21 protein-coding genes are annotated in these 21752 nt (G+C 46.5%); 12 read left to right on the top strand and 9 right to left on the bottom strand.

Translation table 11 applies throughout. The annotated features are described in order from the left end of the window. Positions 1-12 precede the first annotated feature (12 nt). A complete protein-coding gene (locus ACZGCQ_RS14280; RefSeq protein WP_481266659.1) occupies positions 13-1650 on the bottom strand; it encodes a glycosyl hydrolase family 28-related protein in 1638 nt (545 codons plus the stop codon). Between the two features lie 139 nt (positions 1651-1789). On the opposite strand from ACZGCQ_RS14280, the gene ACZGCQ_RS14275 reads away from it, so the two are divergent. The 4 genes from ACZGCQ_RS14275 (at position 1790) to ACZGCQ_RS14260 (ending at position 5292) form a co-directional block, all read left to right on the top strand. After that, positions 1790-2563 carry a hypothetical protein gene (locus tag ACZGCQ_RS14275; RefSeq protein ID WP_481266658.1) on the top strand — a complete coding sequence of 258 codons (774 nt, stop codon included), beginning with the start codon at positions 1790-1792 and terminating at the stop codon, positions 2561-2563. 49 nt (positions 2564-2612) lie between these two features. After that, entirely contained in the window at positions 2613-3119 is a 507-nt protein-coding gene (locus ACZGCQ_RS14270) for a hypothetical protein (RefSeq protein WP_029342945.1), read from the top strand. A 254-nt stretch (positions 3120-3373) separates the two neighbouring features. After that, the gene (locus ACZGCQ_RS14265) at positions 3374-4357 is read left to right on the top strand and encodes a YhdH/YhfP family quinone oxidoreductase (protein ID WP_481266657.1); all 984 of its coding nucleotides are present in this window, start codon (positions 3374-3376) and stop codon (positions 4355-4357) included. Positions 4358-4425: 68 nt separating this feature from the next. Continuing rightward, entirely contained in the window at positions 4426-5292 is an 867-nt protein-coding gene (locus ACZGCQ_RS14260; protein WP_029342943.1) for a hypothetical protein, read from the top strand. 108 nt (positions 5293-5400) lie between these two features. On the opposite strand, the gene ACZGCQ_RS14255 is transcribed toward ACZGCQ_RS14260, so the two are convergent. The 3 genes from ACZGCQ_RS14255 to ACZGCQ_RS14245 all read right to left on the bottom strand — a co-directional run bounded on the left by ACZGCQ_RS14255 (position 5401) and on the right by ACZGCQ_RS14245 (position 9048). Continuing rightward, on the bottom strand, positions 5401-6936 hold the full coding sequence (locus ACZGCQ_RS14255) for a M4 family metallopeptidase (protein ID WP_481266656.1): 1536 nt from the start codon (positions 6934-6936) through the stop codon (positions 5401-5403). Between the two features lie 173 nt (positions 6937-7109). Further along, positions 7110-7541 (bottom strand): GyrI-like domain-containing protein, encoded by a 432-nt coding sequence (locus ACZGCQ_RS14250; protein ID WP_023469755.1) that lies wholly within the window; start codon positions 7539-7541, stop codon positions 7110-7112. Between the two features lie 19 nt (positions 7542-7560). Further along, a complete protein-coding gene (locus ACZGCQ_RS14245) occupies positions 7561-9048 on the bottom strand; it encodes an HD domain-containing phosphohydrolase (RefSeq protein WP_481266655.1) in 1488 nt (495 codons plus the stop codon). Between the two features lie 254 nt (positions 9049-9302). Here ACZGCQ_RS14245 and ACZGCQ_RS14240 point away from each other — a divergent pair, with 254 nt between their 5' ends. The 5 genes from ACZGCQ_RS14240 (at position 9303) to ACZGCQ_RS14220 (ending at position 14975) form a co-directional block, all read left to right on the top strand. Next, positions 9303-11699 carry an immune inhibitor A domain-containing protein gene (locus tag ACZGCQ_RS14240; RefSeq protein ID WP_481266654.1) on the top strand — a complete coding sequence of 799 codons (2397 nt, stop codon included), beginning with the start codon at positions 9303-9305 and terminating at the stop codon, positions 11697-11699. Between the two features lie 275 nt (positions 11700-11974). Further along, entirely contained in the window at positions 11975-12175 is a 201-nt protein-coding gene (locus ACZGCQ_RS14235) for a cold-shock protein (protein WP_023469752.1), read from the top strand. A 119-nt stretch (positions 12176-12294) separates the two neighbouring features. Beyond that, positions 12295-13260, top strand: a complete 966-nt coding sequence (locus ACZGCQ_RS14230) for a ring-cleaving dioxygenase (protein WP_481266653.1) — start codon at positions 12295-12297, stop codon at positions 13258-13260. Between the two features lie 78 nt (positions 13261-13338). Beyond that, positions 13339-13638 (top strand): DUF3817 domain-containing protein, encoded by a 300-nt coding sequence (locus tag ACZGCQ_RS14225; RefSeq protein ID WP_023469750.1) that lies wholly within the window; start codon positions 13339-13341, stop codon positions 13636-13638. 104 nt (positions 13639-13742) lie between these two features. Then, positions 13743-14975, top strand: coding sequence for a DEAD/DEAH box helicase (locus ACZGCQ_RS14220; protein WP_023469749.1), 1233 nt, complete (start codon positions 13743-13745; stop codon positions 14973-14975). Positions 14976-15041: 66 nt separating this feature from the next. On the opposite strand, the gene ACZGCQ_RS14215 is transcribed toward ACZGCQ_RS14220, so the two are convergent. The 3 genes from ACZGCQ_RS14215 to ACZGCQ_RS14205 all read right to left on the bottom strand — a co-directional run bounded on the left by ACZGCQ_RS14215 (position 15042) and on the right by ACZGCQ_RS14205 (position 17374). Continuing rightward, positions 15042-15455, bottom strand: coding sequence for a DUF2231 domain-containing protein (locus ACZGCQ_RS14215; RefSeq protein WP_481266652.1), 414 nt, complete (start codon positions 15453-15455; stop codon positions 15042-15044). A gap of 79 nt (positions 15456-15534) precedes the next feature. Next, entirely contained in the window at positions 15535-16704 is a 1170-nt protein-coding gene (locus tag ACZGCQ_RS14210; RefSeq protein WP_481266651.1) for a sensor histidine kinase, read from the bottom strand. Then, a complete protein-coding gene (locus tag ACZGCQ_RS14205; protein ID WP_481266650.1) occupies positions 16697-17374 on the bottom strand; it encodes a response regulator transcription factor in 678 nt (225 codons plus the stop codon). Before ACZGCQ_RS14205 ends, ACZGCQ_RS14210 begins: the two co-directional genes overlap by 8 nt. A 101-nt stretch (positions 17375-17475) precedes the next feature. Between ACZGCQ_RS14205 and ACZGCQ_RS14200 the strand changes: the two genes are divergently transcribed. From ACZGCQ_RS14200 to ACZGCQ_RS14190, 3 genes are read left to right on the top strand one after another with little or no spacing between them, the layout of a single operon-like run. Then, positions 17476-17787 carry a hypothetical protein gene (locus ACZGCQ_RS14200; protein ID WP_481266649.1) on the top strand — a complete coding sequence of 104 codons (312 nt, stop codon included), beginning with the start codon at positions 17476-17478 and terminating at the stop codon, positions 17785-17787. Between the two features lie 11 nt (positions 17788-17798). Next, the gene (locus tag ACZGCQ_RS14195; protein WP_481266648.1) at positions 17799-18689 is read left to right on the top strand and encodes an FAD:protein FMN transferase; all 891 of its coding nucleotides are present in this window, start codon (positions 17799-17801) and stop codon (positions 18687-18689) included. Continuing rightward, a complete protein-coding gene (locus tag ACZGCQ_RS14190) occupies positions 18677-19255 on the top strand; it encodes a hypothetical protein (RefSeq protein ID WP_481266647.1) in 579 nt (192 codons plus the stop codon). The genes ACZGCQ_RS14195 and ACZGCQ_RS14190 overlap by 13 nt, the downstream gene beginning before the upstream one ends. A gap of 9 nt (positions 19256-19264) precedes the next feature. On the opposite strand, the gene ACZGCQ_RS14185 is transcribed toward ACZGCQ_RS14190, so the two are convergent. Continuing rightward, complete coding sequence (locus tag ACZGCQ_RS14185; RefSeq protein ID WP_481266646.1) at positions 19265-20050, bottom strand: alpha/beta hydrolase family protein; 786 nt, start codon at positions 20048-20050, stop codon at positions 19265-19267. 132 nt (positions 20051-20182) lie between these two features. Beyond that, positions 20183-21739 (bottom strand): ABC-F family ATP-binding cassette domain-containing protein, encoded by a 1557-nt coding sequence (locus tag ACZGCQ_RS14180; RefSeq protein WP_053452073.1) that lies wholly within the window; start codon positions 21737-21739, stop codon positions 20183-20185. Positions 21740-21752 lie beyond the last annotated feature (13 nt).

Raw genomic sequence — 21752 nt, 5'->3', positions numbered from 1 at the left:
CTGTCATTTTGTTCATACTTGTGTCGACTGGGCGCGAATCGGTACTTTGAATCCGGTCGCGATGAATCGTTCCATTTCCGGTTCCGATTTAGCGTTCAAACCGACTGTTCCGTCTCCTTTTAGTGCTACGTTCGTCAGCTTGACGTGAGTGATGTCTGGACCGATCGTAATCCCATGTTTGGCGGAATCTTCAATGCGGATATCACGAAGGCGCACGTCTTCAGCCCCGTTTTCTCCACCAAAGATTTGGATGTCTGTTTTCGCGTGACGGAATCCGCTCATCTTCAACTGACTGATCGTGACGTTCCGTGCCTTATATTGAATCCCAATCATCGGTTGTTCTTGATAGTCATAATACGGATCACCGAGCACCGTGAAATCATGAATGACGACATTACGATAAGCAGAAACGACGAGTGCGCGCGGTTTTGAATTCGCATATAGCTCCGTATATTGAGGTGTCTGAGCGATCAAACGCGTTGCGATGATATTATAAGCCGTCTGAGACGTCGGATCAGTTGCTTGATGATGTCCGATGTGTCGGAAGTTAAAGGCGCGATGATCATCAATCGATAGGTGTCCGACGATTTTGACGGTCGAGGCAGCAGAAGAGGTCGCATGTGCCTTAATCTCAAGTCCACCGAAACAACGACTTGTTGCGTTGTTGAACAACCAGACGTCGCGTGATCCATCATCGATCTCGATTCCATTTGAATTGGAGAAGCCTTCTGCATGGGCACGTCCACTTGGATCATGCATGAAACAGTTCGAGATGAAGAGGTGATCACTATGATGCGTCGTAATCCCGTCATCTCCGAATCCAGAACCGGTCAATCCATCGAACCAGATGAATGAACTACTTAAATTTGCTCGAGCTCCGTCTCCATTGTAATTGTAATACGGTGTCGAGATATCAAAACAGTGAAGTCCCGGGTTGACGGCCTCGACATCAAAGACCCAGCCATAGGTGACATGCGCATACGTAAGACAACTGGAGTGATTGCCCCATGTGCTACTTTTTTTCGCGTCACCGATGCGCTTAATGTTCCAGTCAAGTGTCATTTTCTCGACGAGTAGGTGATGATTGCCGAGAAGATAATTTTGGTTCGTCACGAGACGACGGCCTTTTGGTGCGTCATCGTGCATCTTTAAAATCGTTTTCCCTTTGCCGGCTCCTGTTAAGATCGTATAACTAGGCAAACGAATTCCCCGAACGATGTACGTACCAGCTGGGATATGGACTTGTCGATGTCCATCACCGAGTGCGTCGATGAATGCTTGTGTATCATCCGTTTGTCCATCACCGACTGCTCCAAAGTCAGTGACATCGACGGTTTCGACATCGCTGATCAAACGTTCGAACTCATGATTGAGCCGGCCGAACCAACTTGGTCGAATCTCATCGCGTGGCGTTACGAAAGCCGGTGTCAGCGGTAGAATATGTTTATCACGGTTCGTCAAAAATAACGGTGAGATCATCGAACGAAGTGTCCGACTAAGATTAGGATCACGTCGTGGTGCGACGAATGCACTATCATGTAGCAGTTGTTCTGCTTGCCGAACAGCTTGTTCATTGGTTGACGTTTCAACGTATTCCTGAATCAACGCCGCATTTTGATACGGATCATGCGTGTGATCGAGTTTTAACATGAAATGGTTCCCCTCTCTGAATAGGTCTGTCTACCTTTTCCCCTCTCCTTACACAATCATTCCTCGTTTCGAGACATCCATAAAAATACACGGAAAATTCTTAAATGGATTATAATGGATGTTAAAAGGGGGTCTTCTGATGTCACTTCGCAAACGACTCATAACGGGTATCGGACTGATTTTGCTAATCTTAGGGATTGGTAAGCCACTGACAGAAGCGGCTGTTCAAGCACTGAAGCCAAAAGCGGTTCAGACGTCTGTGGTCGAAACGAATGGATCGTGTAAACCGAACTGCAACAAAAACGGCAAGCTGTTAAATATTCCGTTTCTTTCGTGGTTGCCTAAAAAGCAAATGAAGAACGATGAAGATCTACGTGTTTGGGATACGAAGGAAAAGCCAAAGAAACAGAAAGACCTCAAACCGAAAAAGAAAAAGAATAAGCTCATCGTTGTAGGGGTTGAAAATGCTAAGCGAGGTACGAACGAAAAAGGAGGATCGTCCTCATCGATGTTACTGATGAGCCTGCTTGTTTTACCTCTAGTCATAATAGGTTATATCGTTTGGCGAAAACGTCGAAAGACCAAGAAGCAGGACGAGGAATCGATAAGAGCCGACATCCCGTTACAGCCCTTATCCAACGACTTTGGTTTAACTGAGAATCCAGTCGAGCTACCAGATGCCTGGATTCGCAAACAACTCATTCAGTTCAATCACATACTCCCGGCCCGCTCACGACGACATGATACAGAAACACTTCAGGAATGGTGCCTGCGGATCGGATTCAAACCGTCACATATCCTAATAAAAGCCTACCTCTTAGAACGCTACACAGAACGAACTGCTACGATATCGGAGATGGACAAGCAAACGATTCAGGGAGAATTTGGTGCCTTTGTCCATCAGTTTGATTGAAACCTTTTGAAAGGAATGACGTAAATGGAACAGGAAAGGGGAGATGATGATGTACCTAGCAGATGCCGTGAAACTAAAGAGTATTTTGAGGAAGCAACTCGATCAGCTAATCGAAGAAATGGATCGCGTCGCGTTCATTGATTTAGAAAAGGGAGAAGCACTCCCCGCGCAACAAGGACGGACTTTAATCGACGTCGAAGCCGCGATGGACATCGTGCGTCACGATATGCGAGTCTTGGATCGTCTCGTCTATTCAGCGAATCTAAACACTGTGATCGTGACAGATGAAGGAGAAATGCCGCTCGTCGAAGCAATCGAATGGGCTACCCAATTACGAGCGAAAGCACAAAATTACCAGATGCTTGCAAGTCGACCGAAACGCGAGTTCCAATATGGATTCGAAGGGACGACGGTCATTCGCCATGCCTTATTCGATCCCGATACTTATCGCCTAAAGGCGGAGGAAGTGGAGCGACAAGCGCACAAAGTATCAAATGCGATTAATGCCGCGAACTACCAGACGACGATCGATTTTGATGGTGGACGTTACATGTAGCTCCTTGGCGTGGTGAGACTCCGCGTCAAGGGGAGGGGACGGACCTCAATTTTCCTCTGTGGAGAAGAAATGGCGACGGCAAACCGATGACCACGAACCATTGACAGATTGACCTGTTACCTTTGACCACCTATGGAACCCTGATGCTTTTTCCGTCCCCGATCCCTGCCGTTTCTTTGAGAAACGGCAGGGATTTTTAGTGTGTCGATGGAAACAACAGGGTATAGAGAAGCACAAGCGAAAGGAGAGAGATCATGGAACACACTTTTTCAGCCTTCGTCGTCCGCGAAGTGGACGGATCGTATGAGGGGAAAATCGAGATGAAACACATCGATGAGTTACCGGAAGGAGACGTCCTGATTCGTGTCACGCACTCATGCGTCAATTATAAGGATGCTTTATCGATGACGGGTAATCGAGGGGTGACGAAATCCTATCCGCATACACCAGGCGTTGATGCAGCAGGATACATCGAACAGACAACAGATGAGCGTTTTCAAACGGGTCAAGCGGTCGTCGTTAATGGCTTTGATTTTGGAATGAACACCTCGGGAGGTTTTCAAGAATACATACGTGTGCCGGCCGATTGGGTAACGCCACTCCCGGAAACAATCCGTCCGTTAGAAGCGATGCAATACGGAACGGCTGGATTGACGGCAGCACAATCGGTTGATGAATTGTCACGAATCGTCTCGAAGGATGCAGGACCAATCCTTGTGACGGGAGCGACGGGTGGTGTTGGTACGATTGCGATCGCCTTACTCATTCGCTTAGGCTATACGGTACATGCCGTGACCGGTAAACGCGCAGAACAAGAACGGCTGCTAAAAAAGGGTGTGGCTGAGGTGATAGACCGCACTACGTTCTTAGACGAAACGGACCGTCCATTAAAAAAAGGAACATATGCTGGTGTCATAGATACGGTAGGAGGACCATTGCTCGCGTCCGTCATTCGCTTCGTACAATATAGTGGTGTCGTCACGACGTGTGGGAACGTCGGTGGGGCAGAAATGACGTTGACAGTCTATCCGTTCATCCTACGTGGCGTCCGCTTGATTGGAATCGATGCGGTACAAACACCAATTGCCTATCGCGAAGAGCTATGGCAACGTTTAGCGAGTGACTGGCAGGTCGATCTTGCGTCAGAAGTCGATGTCAAAACACTAAACGATTTATCTGAAATCGCAGAAGCCTTGCTGACTTCACGTCATCGTGGTCGAACTGTCATCGAAATTTAAATCTTTCGAGTAAACATTGGTGGTATAGTGGGGAAAAACTGTGTCGACTTTTTCAGGAGGAACCATACATGAGTGAACACCAACAAGAACAAGAACGACAGTCTCGACAAGAAAGACGGAAACAAAAACGAAATCGTCGAGGGATTGCCTTTGGTGGTATTCTCGCGACATTATTCATCGTCGGTGGTTGGTTGTATATGTTGACGAATAACGATGCTTCTCAAGCAACATCAACACTCGAGAAGCCGAAAACGACGGATCAAGCAACGAAAAATGATGAGTCGAAAAAAGAAACAGCAACAACGGATGATAAAAAAGAAGCGAAAAAAGAAAAGAAGAAATCAAAGAAAAAAGCAGCAGAGTATGCGCAAGCGGCTTGGGTAACGCGTCCGTTTGCGAACGTCTACGGCGATGCGAGTCGTAGTAGTGTCATCTACAAAGCAGATTTAGGTGATGTCTATGAGGTACTGGATGCGAAGGACGGTATGGTCCATCTCAAACTTAATGACAGCATCGAAGGATACTTACCGGAAAGTGATGTTCGTTTGGAAGCACCAAAAGGGACGTCAGACGAAGCCGTTCTTGCGGCGCTCTCGCAAGCAGTCGCCAACCAACCGATCGACAAGCCGGAGCAATATCTCGGAAAACCGATCGCTGAATTCGAAGCGAAGTATGGTGCTGTCGGTAATACACAACAGGATGCTGTCAATACGTATTACTTCTCGAATGCTGGATATCTGCTCGTCGTTTCGGATGGAATCATTGAAGCGATCGACTGGACGAATGCTTCGACTGGTGGATTATCGACACTGGGTGAACCCGTCGTCGATACGAGCTACGGTACGTGGTACGAAGGAGAATCCTTACAACTAAAAGTGTTCCCGGATAACGGAAAGATGCGTTTACGTCTTGCGCGTGATCCTGGACAAGAATGAATGAAAACGGCGGATTCGCTTCAAGCGAATTCGTCTTTTTTTGCGCAAAAAACCTCCCGAGTCCGACACTCGGGAGGAAATATGAAAATCCTTTGGGAGGAGATTTTCTTAGTAGACGCCTACTGCATCAAATGATTTCGCTGCAGCTGTTGCTTCTGCACTTGTTGAACCGTAAAGGTCTTTCGCCGATTGAACGACTGCTGCACGGAGTGAGCTGAAGTTCGAGTTCGGAGTCAAGTACACGTTAAGGGCACGGTAGTAGATCGCACCGAGTTTCGGTACGCCGATTCCTGTGACAGATACGTTGTAGAATGTTCCACCGTTACCGAGGAGGTAAGCGGCTTTGTTGATGATACCAGAGTTGATGTGGACACCACCGTTATCTTGTGTGCCTGTGTAACGTTTAGAGTAGTGATCAGGATCGCCGTATGCAGCTGGGTTCGACATCGAACGGAGTGCGTCACCGCTGACTCCAGGTGTGTAGATGTCTTCTCCTACGAGCCAGTCGAAGTTCGATCCGACTGAGTATTCAGCAACCGTACCCATGATATCTGAAACCGCTTCGTTGATTGCTCCAGATTCGTTTTGGTATACGAGACCAGCTGTGTATTCTGTGACAGCGTGCGTCAATTCGTGTGCAACGACGTCGAGTGCGCCTGAAAGTGCGACGAATGTCGTGCCATCTCCGTCACCGTAGACCATCTTCGTGCCATCCCAGAATGCGTTGTTGTAGCTCGTTGAATAGTGGACCGTTGAGTTTAAGGCAGCACCTGCATTGTCATAGCTGTTGCGACCAAAAGTGTTTTTATAGAAATCATATGTTTTTGTAGCGTTGACGTGTGCGCTGACAGCAGCGCGATCGTATGTCGCATTGAAGACGTTATCAAGGTCAGCCCAGAGTGTTCCTGGGAGTGACGTGCGGTTCTTAGCGTCATATGTGTAGATGCCTTTACCACGTGTAGAATCTTGGAGATAGTAGTACGAGCCACTCTTCACTGTATTGAATGATGCGCTTGTGCCAAGAACCGTTGTTCCTGTACCGACCGCATTTGTTCCCGTAACTGTGTTGACCGGCTTCGCATGTGCAAGTTGGTCAAACTTGTTAAGTACTTTACCTGAGTTTGCATCGATGAAGTATGTCCAGCGTGATGGCTCTTTACCAGCAAGGACCGTCGATGTTACTTTGTACGCATAGACAGCATCATCTTTTACTGGATAGATGACGAGTTCTGCTTTTGGAGCGACTTCGAATTCAGAAGCCTTGATTGCTTTTTGATAAAGTTTGATGGCTTTCTTTTCAGAGAGCGTTGCTTTTTTCGCGAGACCTGGTTTTCCTTTGACGTTGATCGCATCGTTTACGACTGCTTTCAAAGTACCGTCTTTCGCGACGTTCCCGACGACGACACTACCAAAGACAGGGACGCCATCCACTTCTTGTTGGAGACGTACGATCTGTGAAGATCCGTCTTTTTCGACGTTCTGAACAGCAAAGTCACCTTTTTTGTTCACGAAATCTTTAACGATCGTTGCAGCTGGTTCTGACGAAGCTTTCGTGAGCTTACCAGACTGAAGACCTTCTGCACCTACTACCGTAGGAACGACAAGTACACTTGCGACAAGCGATGTAGCGAGAAACTTTTTCAAAATAAATCGCCTCCTTGTTTGGGTTGAGTCTAACTATGCCAAAGAATGAGGAAAGCGAGAATAAGTCATTCGAATTAAATCGAATTTTCTGAATATAGTCCGTAGTACCTGGACTGAATTATTAAGTGTGAAAGATATTTCAACGCAAAAAAAGAACCATTCAAGAGAATGGTTCATCGAATCCGTTGATAGAGATGATGCACATCATCTCGTGTCTCATCAATCTTAAAGTCATGAGGATCAAGTTCAATCCCTTGCTTTGAGGCAAAGCGTTGAATCTTTTCGAATGACTTCCAAATTTCGATATCGGGTCCTTCATGTTTCCAAAAGACATAACGCGCAGCAGGGATCCGGTGACCTTTCATTCCTTTTGGAATACCGTCGAGTGATGAGACGGGGTACCCGACACATTGCGAGTATTTGGTTCCGTTTCGTTCGAGTGAGATATCGAGCGGATAGCTATCTGGTTTTGCGGGAATCTCATGTGAACGTCTTGAAAATTCACGCCAGAGTTCCGGCATCAACGTATGCAGTTCGTTTTCTTCACATGTCAGTCCAAGACCGACAAAATAAAATTCATGACGTTCCACGATTTTAGGATGCATGAGAAACTCCTTTCCGTACTTATGACACGTCTTCGATCGGCGAACGTTTCAAGTCTAGAAAAAGACGCGTAAAGGTGGCGTCCCACTGTGTACCCATGCCCTCTTCCAAGATGGATAAAGCTTTTTCCACTGGCATTCCTTTTCGATAAGGACGATCGGATGTCATCGCATCATAGGCATCAGCAATCGCCATGATCCGACCAAAGAGTGGAATGTCCTCTCCTGCGAGACCTTCCGGATACCCCTTTCCGTCATAGCGTTCGTGATGGTACTTTACCCCAGGAAGAATCGGTTGTAACGTCTTTGGAAGCTGAACTTGCGATAGAATGTGCACACCGATGACAGGATGTTGCTGAATGATTTGGAATTCTTCGTCAGTCAAGCGACCTTCTTTTAATAACACATCGTCACGAATACCGATTTTTCCGATATCGTGCAGCAAAGCTGACTTGCGCAATAACTCGATTTGTTCGTATGGCAGGTTGGCAGCCGTGGCGATTTCAACTGAATAAGCAGCGACACGTAGCGAGTGGCCTGCCGTGTAAGGATCGCGGGCATCTAGTGTCGCAGCGAACAAGGTAAACAAACTATCAAGTAACTGTTCGTTTTCCGCATCACGCTTTTTGATACCTTCCATCATCAAGTTGAAACCAGAAACGAGGTGGGAGAACTCGTCTGAATACGGATTCGGTAACGAGACGAGTCGATTGCTTTCGACATCTTGAATCCCTTGTTGCAGGGTAGCGATTGGTTTACGGATGTTTTCATAGAGAAGAAGACTACAAAACGTCGCAACGGATAAGATGACGATTAAAATGAGTGTCGCCCAACTCCAGTAAGAGCGAAGGCTTTCATTTTCCGTTAACTGGACAGCTGAGGCGAGAACGAACAGCATGACGGGAAAAACACCGATGATCAGTGTACTGATCAGCATTTTTTGCTTTAGTGTGACGACCGTCGTTTTTTTAGGAAAATCAAATCCATGTTCAAACGCATAGTTTTCTAAAGTGAGTAGCATGCGTTCGGTAACACGATAAGTGAGAAAAAACTCAATCAAAGCATGAAGGATGGCGACGAGGACCGCACCAAAACAAGCAAGACCAATTAAATAGTACGGCATCTGTAACCACCCTTGAGAGATCGCCAGGGCTGTCAGAAGTGAAGCGGGAACGGAAAGACCTAAAAAGTGTGGTCCCATGATGCGCTGGACAGTCAGTACCGGAAAACGATGTGTCGTTTGATAGGCCTTTTGAAACGAGACGAGAGAAGGAATATCGTTTTCGAAAAAGCGACGTAAGGAAGCGACATGTCGGGAGTAGAGCATGTATTCCAGTGAAAACATCAGGCTGACGGACGCAGCCATGATGCCGATTAAAATCAATTGTTCTATTCCGGTGAAGGTAAGCGTCTCAAAAATAAATAGGCAACCGACGCCGAAGACAGCAACGAATGAACCAATCAGGTAATTTCTAAGTAAATGACGTTCAAAATGTTGTAAAGCGCTCATTGGATCCTCCTTATGGTAATCAGAGTGCCTTCAGCGTACCGTTTTCTAAAATGAGAGAAGCGTATTTTTTTGAAAAAGAGGTGAAAGAATCCTTTGAAAATCATTTAAAACTACTACTCAAAAATAGGTATGGTTAGAAAGCACTAATTGTCTTAAAAGCAATTGATTAACGAAATAAAATAATCTATGATTTGAATATTCAGAAAAGTATAGTAATCACATGCTTTTCACTACTACATAGGGGGTCAATTCACGTGGGAAAAAAGAAACAGCTTAGCCTAGCCGTTCTATCTGGAATTACGGCAGCTGCATTTGCTGTTGGTCCGGTCTTACCTGGTGGGCAGGTAACATCCGTACAAGCAGCAGAAAAAGTAGCACCTGGTGCACCGATGGATTTAAATACGGTCGATCAGGATCGATTAGCAAAAGTGCTTGAAAAACGTGGGGTCATCTCAAAAGCCGCTTCAGCAGAAGCAAAACAAAAAGCGGTTCAAAAGTATTTGGACAAAAAAGCGAACGGAAAACCGGCTGTCGATCATGACCATGATCACGATCACGAATCAAGTAAAGAAGCTGCATTTGATAAAAAAACAAAGGACTTCCTAACGAAGCAAAAGGAACAACTTGCTAAGCAATTGAAGAAAAAACATGACAACTATAAAAAAGGCAACCCGAATGGCTTCGTCAAAGTGGATAAAGCAAAACAGGCAGCCTATAACGGCGCAACACGGACGGATAAAGTCCTCGTCCTTCTCGTTGAGTACAGCGACTTCAAGCACAACAATGTCGTTCAAGAGCCTGGATATATGTATTCAGATGACTTCAACCAAAAACATTATCAAGATTTAATGTTTGGTGATCAAGAGTTCGAACTCTTCAACGGAGACAAAGTAAAAACGTTCAAACAGTTCTATGAAGAACAATCAGGTGGTAGTTACTCGGTAGATGGTACGGTGTCCAATTGGTTGACTGTTCCAGGAACAGCTAAAGATTATGGTGCTGACAGTCCTGTGAGTGGGAATGATAACCTTCCTGGCGCAAAAGGCCCACGCGGTCTCGTCAAGGATTCCTTGAATGCAGCTGTTAAAGCCGGCATCAACTTAGCAGATTACGATAAGTTCGACCAGTACGATATGGACGGCGATGGCGACTTGAATGAGCCAGATGGTCTCGTCGATCACTTGATGATCATTCATGCTGGTACAGGACAAGAAGCAGGCGGCGGTAAGCTCGGTGACGACGCGATCTGGTCACACCGCTGGACACTTGGTAGCGTGTATCCTGTAGCGGATACGACAGCAAGCGTCAACTACTGGGGCGGAAAAATGGCTGCTTATGATTACACAGTTCAACCAGAAGATGGCGCGGTCGGTGTCTTCGCGCACGAATTTGGTCATGATCTAGGACTTCCTGATGAGTACGATACACAGTATACAGGTCAAGGTGAACCGGTCGCTTCATGGTCGATCATGAGTGGTGGTAGCTGGAATGGTAACATCGCCGGAACAGAGCCGACAAGTTTCTCGCCACAAAACAAAGAGTTCTTCCAAAATGTAATGGGTGGAAACTGGGCGAACATCCAACAGATTGATTTTGATTCACTCACTAAGGCAGGAACGGCATCGTACCTCGACCAAAGTGTTACGAAATCAAAAAATCCAGGAATCATTAAAGTCAACTTACCGAAAAAACCGGTAAAAGGCATCACACCGGCTTACGGTAAAAAGTATTACTACAGTACGAAAGGTGACGATCTTCATACGTCGATGACATCACCAGAGTTTGATTTGACGAATGCAAAAGAAGCGAAGTTCGACTTCAAAGCTTACTATGATGTTGAATTTGATTACGATTACTTGACAGTCACAGCTACTGCTGACGGTCAATCGAAAGTCATCGATAAAATTGGTGATCAAGATACAGATGGCGATCAGCGTGCCGAATCAACAAAAGGAGCATGGGTCGATAAATCATATGACCTGAGCGAATTTGCGGGTAAAAAAGTCACGTTGAAATTTGAATACGTGACAGATGGTGGACTTGCACTAGACGGATTTGCACTTGATAACGCGAAGTTGACAGTTGACGGTAAAGTCGTCTTTGAAGATGATGCAGAGGGTACTCCTAAGTTCACTCTAGATGGTTTCGTTGCTTCAGACGGTTTCTCTTATGCAGATAACGCGTACTACCTCGAATGGCGTAACTATGCAGGCTCGGATAAAGCACTCGAGCATGCACGAGGCGTTAAGTACAACACAGGTCTTGTCGTCTGGTATGGCGATTCAAGCTTCAACGATAACTGGGTTGGCGTACACCCAGGTGAAGGATTCCTCGGAGTCGTCGACTCACATCCTGAAGCAATCGTTGGAACACTCAACGGTAAGCCGGTCACGACAGGAAGCACACGTTACCAGATCGCAGATGCTGCTTTCAGTTATGATAAAGCACCTGCATGGCTCATCGATTCGCCATCACGTGGACTCTATGACTACAAAGGTCTCCCTGGTGTGACGAAGTTTGATGATTCGAAATCGTACATCAACCAGTTGATTCCGGACGCAGGGAAATTGCTTCCGAACAACGGGCTGAAGATTCAAGTCATCGGTGAAGCGAAAGATAACTCTGCTGGAGCAGTCTGGATCCACCGTTAAAAACAGAAGAACAGGTTCAGTTTCGGCTGAACCTGTTTTTTATTTTGATTATGTATAAGAAGTGGAATCAATTGGAAAAAACATTGGTCTGACAACTTGACTTTTAAAGCGCATCCATTCTATACTTACGTTAGCTTAATATTGTTATTGTCATTACGGATTCACATCGTGTCACGAACAATCTTTTCGTTGCTCCATGTATTTCGGGACAATAATGAATTCTTTTCATATGCCCAGCATATGTATTAAGTAATTTATTTTTGGAGGTTGTTCCCATGAACACAGGTAAAGTAAAATGGTTTAACGCAGAAAAAGGTTTCGGTTTCATCGAAGTTGAAGGCGGAGAAGACGTATTCGTACATTTCTCAGCAATCACTGGTGAAGGCTTCAAAACTCTTGACGAAGGTCAAGAAGTTGAGTTCGAAATCACTGAAGGCGCACGTGGAGCACAAGCTGCTAACGTCGTAAAACTTTAATTTCAACTATTCAATCGTCCCTTTTCGGAGGGGCGGTTTTTTATTAGACTAATATCTTGAATTCAAGATAAATATGAGATATACTCCAATTACCAAATCATTGACAAGGAGTGAGGAAAATGGAATTACTCGGAATTCATCATGTATCGATCTTAACAGGCATGGCGGAACGCAATTATCAATTCTACACACAAATACTTGGCATGCGTCTGATCAAAAAGACTGTCAATCAAGATGACACGACATCGTATCATTTGTTTTATGGAGATGCGGAAGGGAATCCAGGAACAGACTTGACGTTTTTTGATATTCCGCATCTTGGAACGGGCGTACCGGGGGCATCGAGTATCTCTTCGACATCGCTTCGTGTCAGAACAACGGCTGCACTTCATTTTTGGAAACAACGTTTTGAAGCGAAAAATGTGGATCACGATGAAATCGTCGAACGAGCAGGGCGTCGAACACTCGCCTTTCGCGATCAGGAAGGAACACGTTTGATTCTTGTTGCGGAAGATGGTGAGGTAGGTGTCGCAGGTGGTGTACCGTGGCCGCAAAAAGAGATTCCATCGGATTATGCCATCGTTGGACTGGGAGCCGTCACATTGACGGTCAACGATCCGACATTGACGATTCGTGTACTGACGGAAGTCATGGGATTCCGAAAAGTAGGTTCTTATCCATCTTTAGCAGGTGACTTTGCACCGATTGAAGTCTATGCAACGGGAGAAGGTGGTATCGGAGCAGAGGTTCATGTCGAGGCACGGCCAGATCTCGATCGAGAACGTCTTGGTCGTGGTGGCGTGCATCACGTCGCATTCCGAGTGCCGAACAGTGATGAATATGAAAAGTGGGTCGAACGCTTGAATGCCTATCACTTACCGAACTCCGGTAAAGTCGATCGTCACTATTTCCAAGCTCTTTACTTCCGGGAACCGAACCATATCTTATTCGAACTCTCGACGGATACACCGGGGTTCGCGACGGATGAGTCCGTTGAAACGTTAGGGGAGACGCTTGCGTTACCACCGTTTCTTGAACCAAAGCGAGCTGCCATCGAAGCGCGGTTACGTCCACTCGAAATCTGACAATCCTGTGACACAGGTCACAGAAGGATCGTCCATCCCGTATACTAAGAACAGGAATCAAGAAAAAGGAGTGACGGGATGTTAAGAACTACGCTTGGGCAATTCCGGATGATTGCGATACTAGAAGGAATCTCGTTTTTAGTCTTACTGTTGATTGCAATGCCGTTGAAGTATATGGCGGATATTCCGCAAGCTGTTTCGGTCGTGGGTGCACTTCACGGTGTCTTGTTCGTCATGTATGCACTCTGGCTCGCGGTCGTGAAATTCAAATACGATTGGTCGATCGTCAAAGCGGGGATTGCGTTCATCGCATCATTCATCCCGTTTGGTACATTCGTACTCGACTGGAAGCTAAAACAGGAAGCAACAAACGCGTAAATTGTGTATACTGAATAGAGCACGGCTGTGGATAACTGTTTTTGTCTATGCGAAGCAGGTTATCCACAGCTTTTTTCTGTGGATAATTTTTAGGAGGATATATCATGTCAACATTTGAAACATTACACATCAGCGACCTGTGGATAAAAAAATTACAAAAACAAGGCATCAAGGAGCCGACACCGATTCAAGAACAAGCGATTCCGTCATTACTCGACGGACGCGACTTGATTGGACAGGCGCAAACGGGAACAGGAAAGACGTTAGCGTTTCTCTTACCAATCCTTGAGCAAATTGATGTCGAATCACAAACCGTTCAAGCATTGATCGTCGCACCGACACGCGAACTTGCACGTCAAATTGCCGATGAGACGCATAAACTGATTCGGAATACGGAACAGTACCGTGCGCTTGCTGTATACGGCGGACAAGACGTCTTTAAACAGATTCAACGTCTCGGTCGGATGCCACAAATCATCATCGGAACACCAGGACGAATTCTTGACCACGTCGGTCGCGGTACACTTGATTTAAGTGAATTACGGACGCTTGTTTTGGATGAGGCGGACCAAATGCTGCAAATCGGTTTCTTGCCAGAAATCGAGGACATCATCGAGGCTGCACCGGTTGATCGTCAATTCGTCATGTTATCTGCAACGATGCCACCGAAAGTAGAGGAACTGGCGAAAACGTATTTACGTAACCCGGTCGAAGTTCAAGTAGAAGCGGAAAGTATTACGGTAGAAGCGATCGAGCAGTTCGTCGTCGAGACGACGGATCGCCGCAAACAAGCGACACTGCGGACGATGCTTGACGAGATGCGTCCGTACGCAGCAATCATTTTCTGCCGTACACAACGTCGCGTTAGTAAATTGAACGAAGAAATGCAGATGCAAGGGTATCCGACGGATGAATTGCACGGTGGACTAACGCAAGGGAAACGGGAAAAAGCGATGGCGAAGTTCTATCAAGGAAAAACACAATTCCTGATCGCAACAGATGTCGCTTCGCGTGGACTTGATGTGACAGGTGTGACACACGTCTTTAACTATGATTTACCGGATGATGCGGAAAGCTACGTTCACCGGATTGGTCGGACAGGACGTGCTGGGAACGACGGCATTGCCGTTTCCATCGTGACGCCAAAAGATGGTCGGACGTTCCGTGATATGGAGCGGGAATTGAACATCTCGGTCACGCCGATTGTCGTCGAATTGTCTGAAGAGGCGATTCGCGCACAGCACGATCAAAGTAAAGGATCACGGAAGACGACAGAAGGACGCGGAAACACGCGTCGTTCGAATAACCGTCGCCCGGGACGTGCACATCGTAAATAAATCGAAACAACATACAAGAGCCGGTCTACTTCTCTGATAAAAAGAGAAAATAGACCGGCTCTTGTATTATTTGGCATAGACCATTTGACCACCGAGATGACCAGTATAAGCAAGTAGTCCGCTGCCGACGATGGCAACGACGAAACTGAGTAATAAAAACATTTTTTTGTTCGAGCGGTAACCCAACAAAAGAAATAACAGTGAGACACCAAAGGCAACCAGACTAAATAATGCGAAATGCTCATGATTTTCAATGGCGGCATGTGTGACGCTACTTAAATTTGTTTCCGCATACTCTTCTGCTCCGTCTCCTGAGAGATAGGCGGCGACTCCAGAAATCAGACCGACGACCAACGTGAAGAGAGCGAACAATTTGAATTGCGTCCATTTCAGACTGATGAGTAATAAGATCGTCGCAAATAATAAAAGTGCAATTGGTGCATGAACAAGAAGTGGATGAAGCGGTACGTTCCCCAACATATCAAAAACCTCCTTGTATAAGTATGGTAAAGCATAATTTCACTTTACCCTGCTTATCTGACAGTTAACTGACACCGTTTTAAAGAGTTGGGAAATGAATGATGAACCGTGTACCTTCACCTAATGTGGAATCAATGGAAATCGTTCCGCCATGCTGCTCGACGATCGACTGGGCGATCGATAATCCAAGACCGGTTCCTGTTCCGTGACGTGAATGGTCACCCCGGTAAAAACGCTCGAATATTTTAGCTTGTTGATCGGAAGCGATACCGATTCCGCGGTCCTGTATCGTCAACTGGCGTTCTGTAGTAGTTTCTTCGAGGGAGACATCAATGATGTCATCGCTGTAGACATGAGCATTCTCAAGAAAGATCGTCAATAAGCGATTCAATTGATGGGCATCCCCCTTCATGCGTAAGTCAGGCATTATCGAAGCGTGGATGACGCGATCTGAGTAGGCGTGCTGAAAACGTTCGACAGTCTTTTGGACGAGTGAACTAAGGTCAACTTCCTGTTTCGGTGAAGGTTGTCCTTCTCGCGCAAGCAATAGTAAATCAGAGACTAAATACTGCATGCCTGCCGTTTCTGCTTTGATATCCTCTAGAATCGTGCGTCCTTCATTCGAAAGTGATTCCGCTTCTAACAATTCAATTCCGCTATAGACGATTGTTAGAGGTGTCCGTAGTTCATGTGAAGCATCGGACGTAAAACGACGTTGGCGATCGAATGCTTGTTGCACCGGAATGACGGCTCGACCAGCAAGGATGTATCCGACTAGTGTCAGGACAATCGTTGCGAGCACCGCAATCCCCGCAAGAACGGCAATCAATCGCTGTAAGGTATCTTCGGTCGGAGAGATGTCCTTCATCAGTAGTAGTCGTCCTTCTTCGGTATTCCGTTGATACAGTAAGAAGTGTCGATCCTCCCACTCCACTTGTTTCGTCGTATCATTCGAACTTAAAAAACGGCGCAGTGTTTTCGTCTCGACGTCTGGCGGCAGACTTGCATAGCGTTCGTTTCCTGAATCGTCGAGTAACTGGAAGTAGATCGGATTTCGGATGAATTGATCTTCCCCGTGCTCGATCCGTTCGAAGATATCTCGATCAGATACGCCTTTCAATTGATTCAATTCCATTCGATTCAGCAATTGAGCATTCGTGACATACACACCGATCAGGATGAGGACTAGTACAAGAAAGAACGAGCCGCTGAATAATAAGGTCAGTCGTTTTCGAATCGATTCAAGCATGCGGATTACCTAAACGATAACCGAACCCACGAATTGTCCGAATCAAATTAGGAGCCCCGACCGCATCTAATTTTTTTCGAACGAGTCGAACGAGTGCATCAAGGGCGTTATCCGTAATATCAGCCCCGATCCCCCACACGACTTCGATAATCAATTCACGACTCATCACTTGTTCAGGTCGTCTTAACAGTAAGGAAAGAAATTCGAATTCACGTCGCGTTAAATCGATTGGCTGTCCTTCGTAGGAGATCGTTTGCGAGGACAGATCGAGAACTAGCCCGTGAAAAGTGACCGTTGAAACAAATGCCTTTTGCTGGCGGCGACTGAGTGCGCGAAGTCGCGCCAAAAGTTCATTCGATTGAAATGGTTTAACGAGATAGTCATCCGCTCCACTATCGAGACCATGGACGAGATCGATTTCCGTATCGCGAGCAGTCAGCATCAAGATGCCGCCTTCAAACTGTTCTTGCCGTAAGGTAGCGGCGACTTCGACTCCGCTCTTGCGAGGCATCATCCAATCGAGAACGAGTAAGTCATAGCGATACGTCTGACATTGGAGGAGCGCTTCCACTCCATCCTGTGCAACATCTACCTGATATCCTGCCCGCTCCAAATGGAGGCGTAACATCTTCGCAAGACGCTGATCATCTTCTGCTACCAAAACGCGCATGCACATCGCTCCTCTTTTTTTCTCATTATCCCATAGTTGCCGTCAGTTAGTTGTCAGTTTTTTTCGATACAGTAAACGTAACAAGAAGGGAGCGGAAACAGATGAAACCAAAACCATTTGCGAAATGGCTTGTCGGACTTAGCAGTTCCGTTTTCATCGGACTCGCCATTGGTCAGTTGAGTGTCAGCTCGAACGATTCCTCGACGACACCTGTTTCGACAAGCGATACGTATTCGAATGATACGACGCTACCATCTCAAGGAAATCAATATAGCGATGATGATGAAGGCGAATACGAAGAGGATGATGGATATTACGAAGAAGACGATGACGATCAATGGCAAGGTGATGAATCGTCTGGCTTCAGTCAACCGGGTGGATCGAGTGACGGTCAGTCCAGCCATTCGAGGTAAGGAGGAGGAAGATGGAGCGACAATTGTATGCGATGCATAATCAGGTGCGGTTCGTGACGGATCGACCGATTGATGAAGCAGAGTGGGAGGAACTTGTCCGATTCTTTCATTATGTGGATCGACAGTGGTCACGCTTTGATGAACAAAGTGAAGTCAGTCGATTGAATCGCTTACGGATCGGCAACACGTTATCTGTGTCCTTACCGTTAGCCCGTCTACTTGCCCGCGCCACACGATACTTCGAGCAGACCGAGCGTTATTTTTCCCCATTTCTGTTAGCACAACAACAAGCCAATGGCTACCGCCAATCATTTCCCTTCACAAAATCCGTCGCTTATGAAGAGGTTGCTCCACCAGAAATCGCCCCGTTCATCATCGAAGGGTGTGACGTGACTCGAGTCGGAGGCGGTTTTATCGATCTAGGTGGCATCGGAAAAGGAGCTGCCGCGATGATCGCAGCGCAGCGACTACGAAAAAGCTGGAGTCGTGGATTGATTGAAGCGGGAGGTGACGTCATCGTCTGGTCCGAGGAGGAACCTTGGAATATCACAATCACGCATCCTGAGACCGAACAACGCGTCGCTGATGTGCAATTACGACAAGGCGCGATTGCGACATCGAACCGTGTCTATCGATCATGGAAGACGGACGGACAGACGCATCATCATTTGTTAGATGGACGAACAGGGCGTCCGACGAAAAGTCCGATTCTTCAAGTGACCGCATCAGCGCCACAACTCTATGAAGCCGAAGTTATGACGAAGCTTGCCTTTCAGATGACAAAGGAAGAACGTCAAGAAAAGCTATTTCGTTGGTTTCCGAAAGGACGATTATTGATCTTGGATACTGCTGGGGAATGGCGAAGTGAACAGAAAGGAGTGAGTGAGATATGGACTGGATGAAATGGTTGTTCTCGACATGGACGATGATTCGATTGAGTGGATTAAGTGGGCACTTCTTCATGACGATTTGTGTCTTAGCTGGATTGCTCGGTTCCTACCCGGCACTCAAAAAACAAAAAGCACGACTGCATCACGTGCATTTATATAGTGGCTGGGCAGGTTTACTCGCAATCGTCTTACATGCGACGCTCATCATCGTCGATTCATACGCACCACTGACGATTTTTGAGGTCCTGATTCCGGGGCAAGCTTCTTATGAACCACTCTGGAATGCGTTAGGAACGATCAGTCTCTACTTATTCGGGTTCGTTCTTGTGACTTCGGATTTCTTAAAGGAGACGCTAGGCAAGACGCTTTGGAAATTGACACACTGGCTCGTCTTACCTGCTTGGCTATTAATGACGGTACACGGTCTATTCATCGGTACGGATACGGGAACTCTGTTTACGACGATTTGGTACGCTGTCTCAACACTGACGATGTTTACGCTCGTCCTATACCGGATGCGGATCCGTCCTGTTCAACGGACTCGAACTTCAGCAAAAGAGCGCTCAGTCGTACGCTGAGCGCTCTTTTCATTGTCGTGCGAGCCAAGACGTCCATTCGTTAAAGGCAGCATCCCGATTCTCGATATAGTTGTGATCACTATCGACGATCGCTTCCTCGAACGGGCTGTCTGATAGTAGTAAGTCATGATGGAGTGCTTTGATCGACGTTTCGTCCCGTTCTGACGTCATAAGCAACATCGAGCGATTGGCTAGACGTTCTTTTAGCGTCAGTAAGTTCCAAGTCGTATGATGGTGCTTCAACTCGTCGAGTAACGCGTCAGCATCGGCATCATTCAGGAAAGCAGCTCCTCGCTCGAGTACACCGTGTAGCGCAGCTTCGTATTCTGGATGTTCAAGGACGAGCTGACCGACGAGACCGAAATTAAACGGAGAGATCCCGACATAATGCGCAGCCTCTGGTGTCTCAGCAAAAGCATGCAGACCGGCGAAGCCACCCATGCTATGACCAACGACGGTGATCTGATCTGCCTTGATGCCATGTTCGGTAGTGAAAGACTCTGAGCAGACGTACTGTAATGTGGCAGTTGCGTCTTCCAAAACATGCTGGAATCGGAATGTTCCGGGACTTCCAATCGTTCCACGATATGACGTGACGAGTACATGGTATCCTGCGCTTTGAAGTTGAACTGCCCAGTCCATATTCAACTGTTTCCCGGGAAATCCGTGGAAGAGGACAATCAGTGGAGCATCCTCTGTGTGTTCAGGTGAATAGAGACGGGCAATCAACTGTTCTGAACCACCGCTTGGAACATGGAGATAGGATAGTGTTGCTTTTTTCGTGATCGTTTCCAAAAAAACACGCTCCTTCATAATCATTTTCTAAGTCTTAGTGTGCGTGAAGATGCACAATCGTGCAATGATTAAGTGTGTGAACTAAAAAGATGGGATACCCTTTTGGGCATCCCATCTTTTGTAAAGCGTCGCTTAGAATACTTTTGTCGTCCATGATTCACAGTTCCATAAGTCTGTCGCAACAGCTTCATAGAATTCTGGTTCGTGTGAGATCAACAAGACTGTTCCTTTGTACTCTTGTAACGCACGTTTTAATTCTTCTTTGGCTTCGACGTCTAAGTGGTTCGTCGGCTCATCGAGTACGAGGATGTTCGATTCCGTGTTCATCAATTTACAAAGACGGACTTTCGCTTTTTCCCCACCGCTGAGCACTTCGATTTTCGATTCGATGTGTTTCGTCATCAAACCACACTTCGCGAGCATGGCGCGCACTTGTTGTTGTGTCAGAGACGGGAACGTATTCCAAATCTCTTCGATACACGTATTCGAGTTCTTCTCTTTAACTTCTTGTTCGAAGTAACCGATGTGCAGATTTTCTCCTCGCTCAACGACACCCGAGACAGCTGGGATTTCACCGAGCAAACTCTTGAGCAACGTCGATTTCCCGATCCCGTTCGCACCATGCAAGGCAATCTTCTGTCCGCGTTCGATCGTGAGATCGAGAGGACGCGAAAGTGGCTCATCGTATCCGATGACGAGACCTTTTGCTTCGAACATCAATTTACTTGGTGTCCGTGCTTGGAGGAAGTGGAATTCTGGTTGTGGACGTTCTTGCGCGAGTTCGATGACATCCATCTTATCGAGCTTCTTCTGACGTGACATCGCCATGTTCCGTGTCGAGACACGGGCCTTGTTCCGGGCAACGAAGTCTTTCAACTCAGAGATTTCCTGCTGCTGACGCTTGAACGCAGACTCAAGTTGCTTTTTCTTCGCTTCATGGATCGTGACAAAGTTATCGTAGTCACCGACATAACGATTCAATTCTTGATTTTCCATATGGTAAATCAAGTTGATGACACTGTTGAGGAATGGAATATCGTGCGAAATCAAGATGAACGCATTCTCGTATTCATTCAAGTAACGTTTCAACCATTCGATATGCTGGACATCGAGATAGTTGGTCGGCTCATCGAGTAAGAGAATATCTGGTTTTTCGAGTAGTAGTTTTGCGAGCAAGATTTTCGTCCGCTGTCCACCACTGAGTTCCTGTACATCTCGGTCGAGTCCGATCTCATCAAGACCAAGACCACGCGCGATTTCTTCGACTTTTGCATCAATCGTATAGAAGTCATTGTTCGACAGAATATCTTGTAAGACACCAACTTCTTCGAGCATCTTTTCGAGTTCTTCTGGCTCGACTTCGCCCATTTTACCGTATAGATCATTGATTTCCTGTTCGATGTCGAACATGTACTGGAATGCGCCTTTAAGTGCATCTCGAATCGTTAATCCTTTTTCAAGGACAGCATGCTGATCCAAATAACCAACACGGACATGCTTCGCCCATTCGACTTTTCCATCATCCGGCTCAAGTTGCGACGTAATGATGTTCATGAACGTCGATTTTCCCTCACCGTTCGCACCGACGAGACCGATGTGCTCGCCTTTTAACAGGCGGAAGGAGACATTTTCGAAAATGGCGCGGTCACCGAATCCGTGACTTAAGTTAGATACCGTTAAAATACTCATAATTACTCCTTAT

The sequence above is a fragment of the Exiguobacterium sp. HSB13 genome, from assembly GCF_056764755.1.
This window is presented reverse-complemented; position numbering and strand designations above follow the sequence as displayed.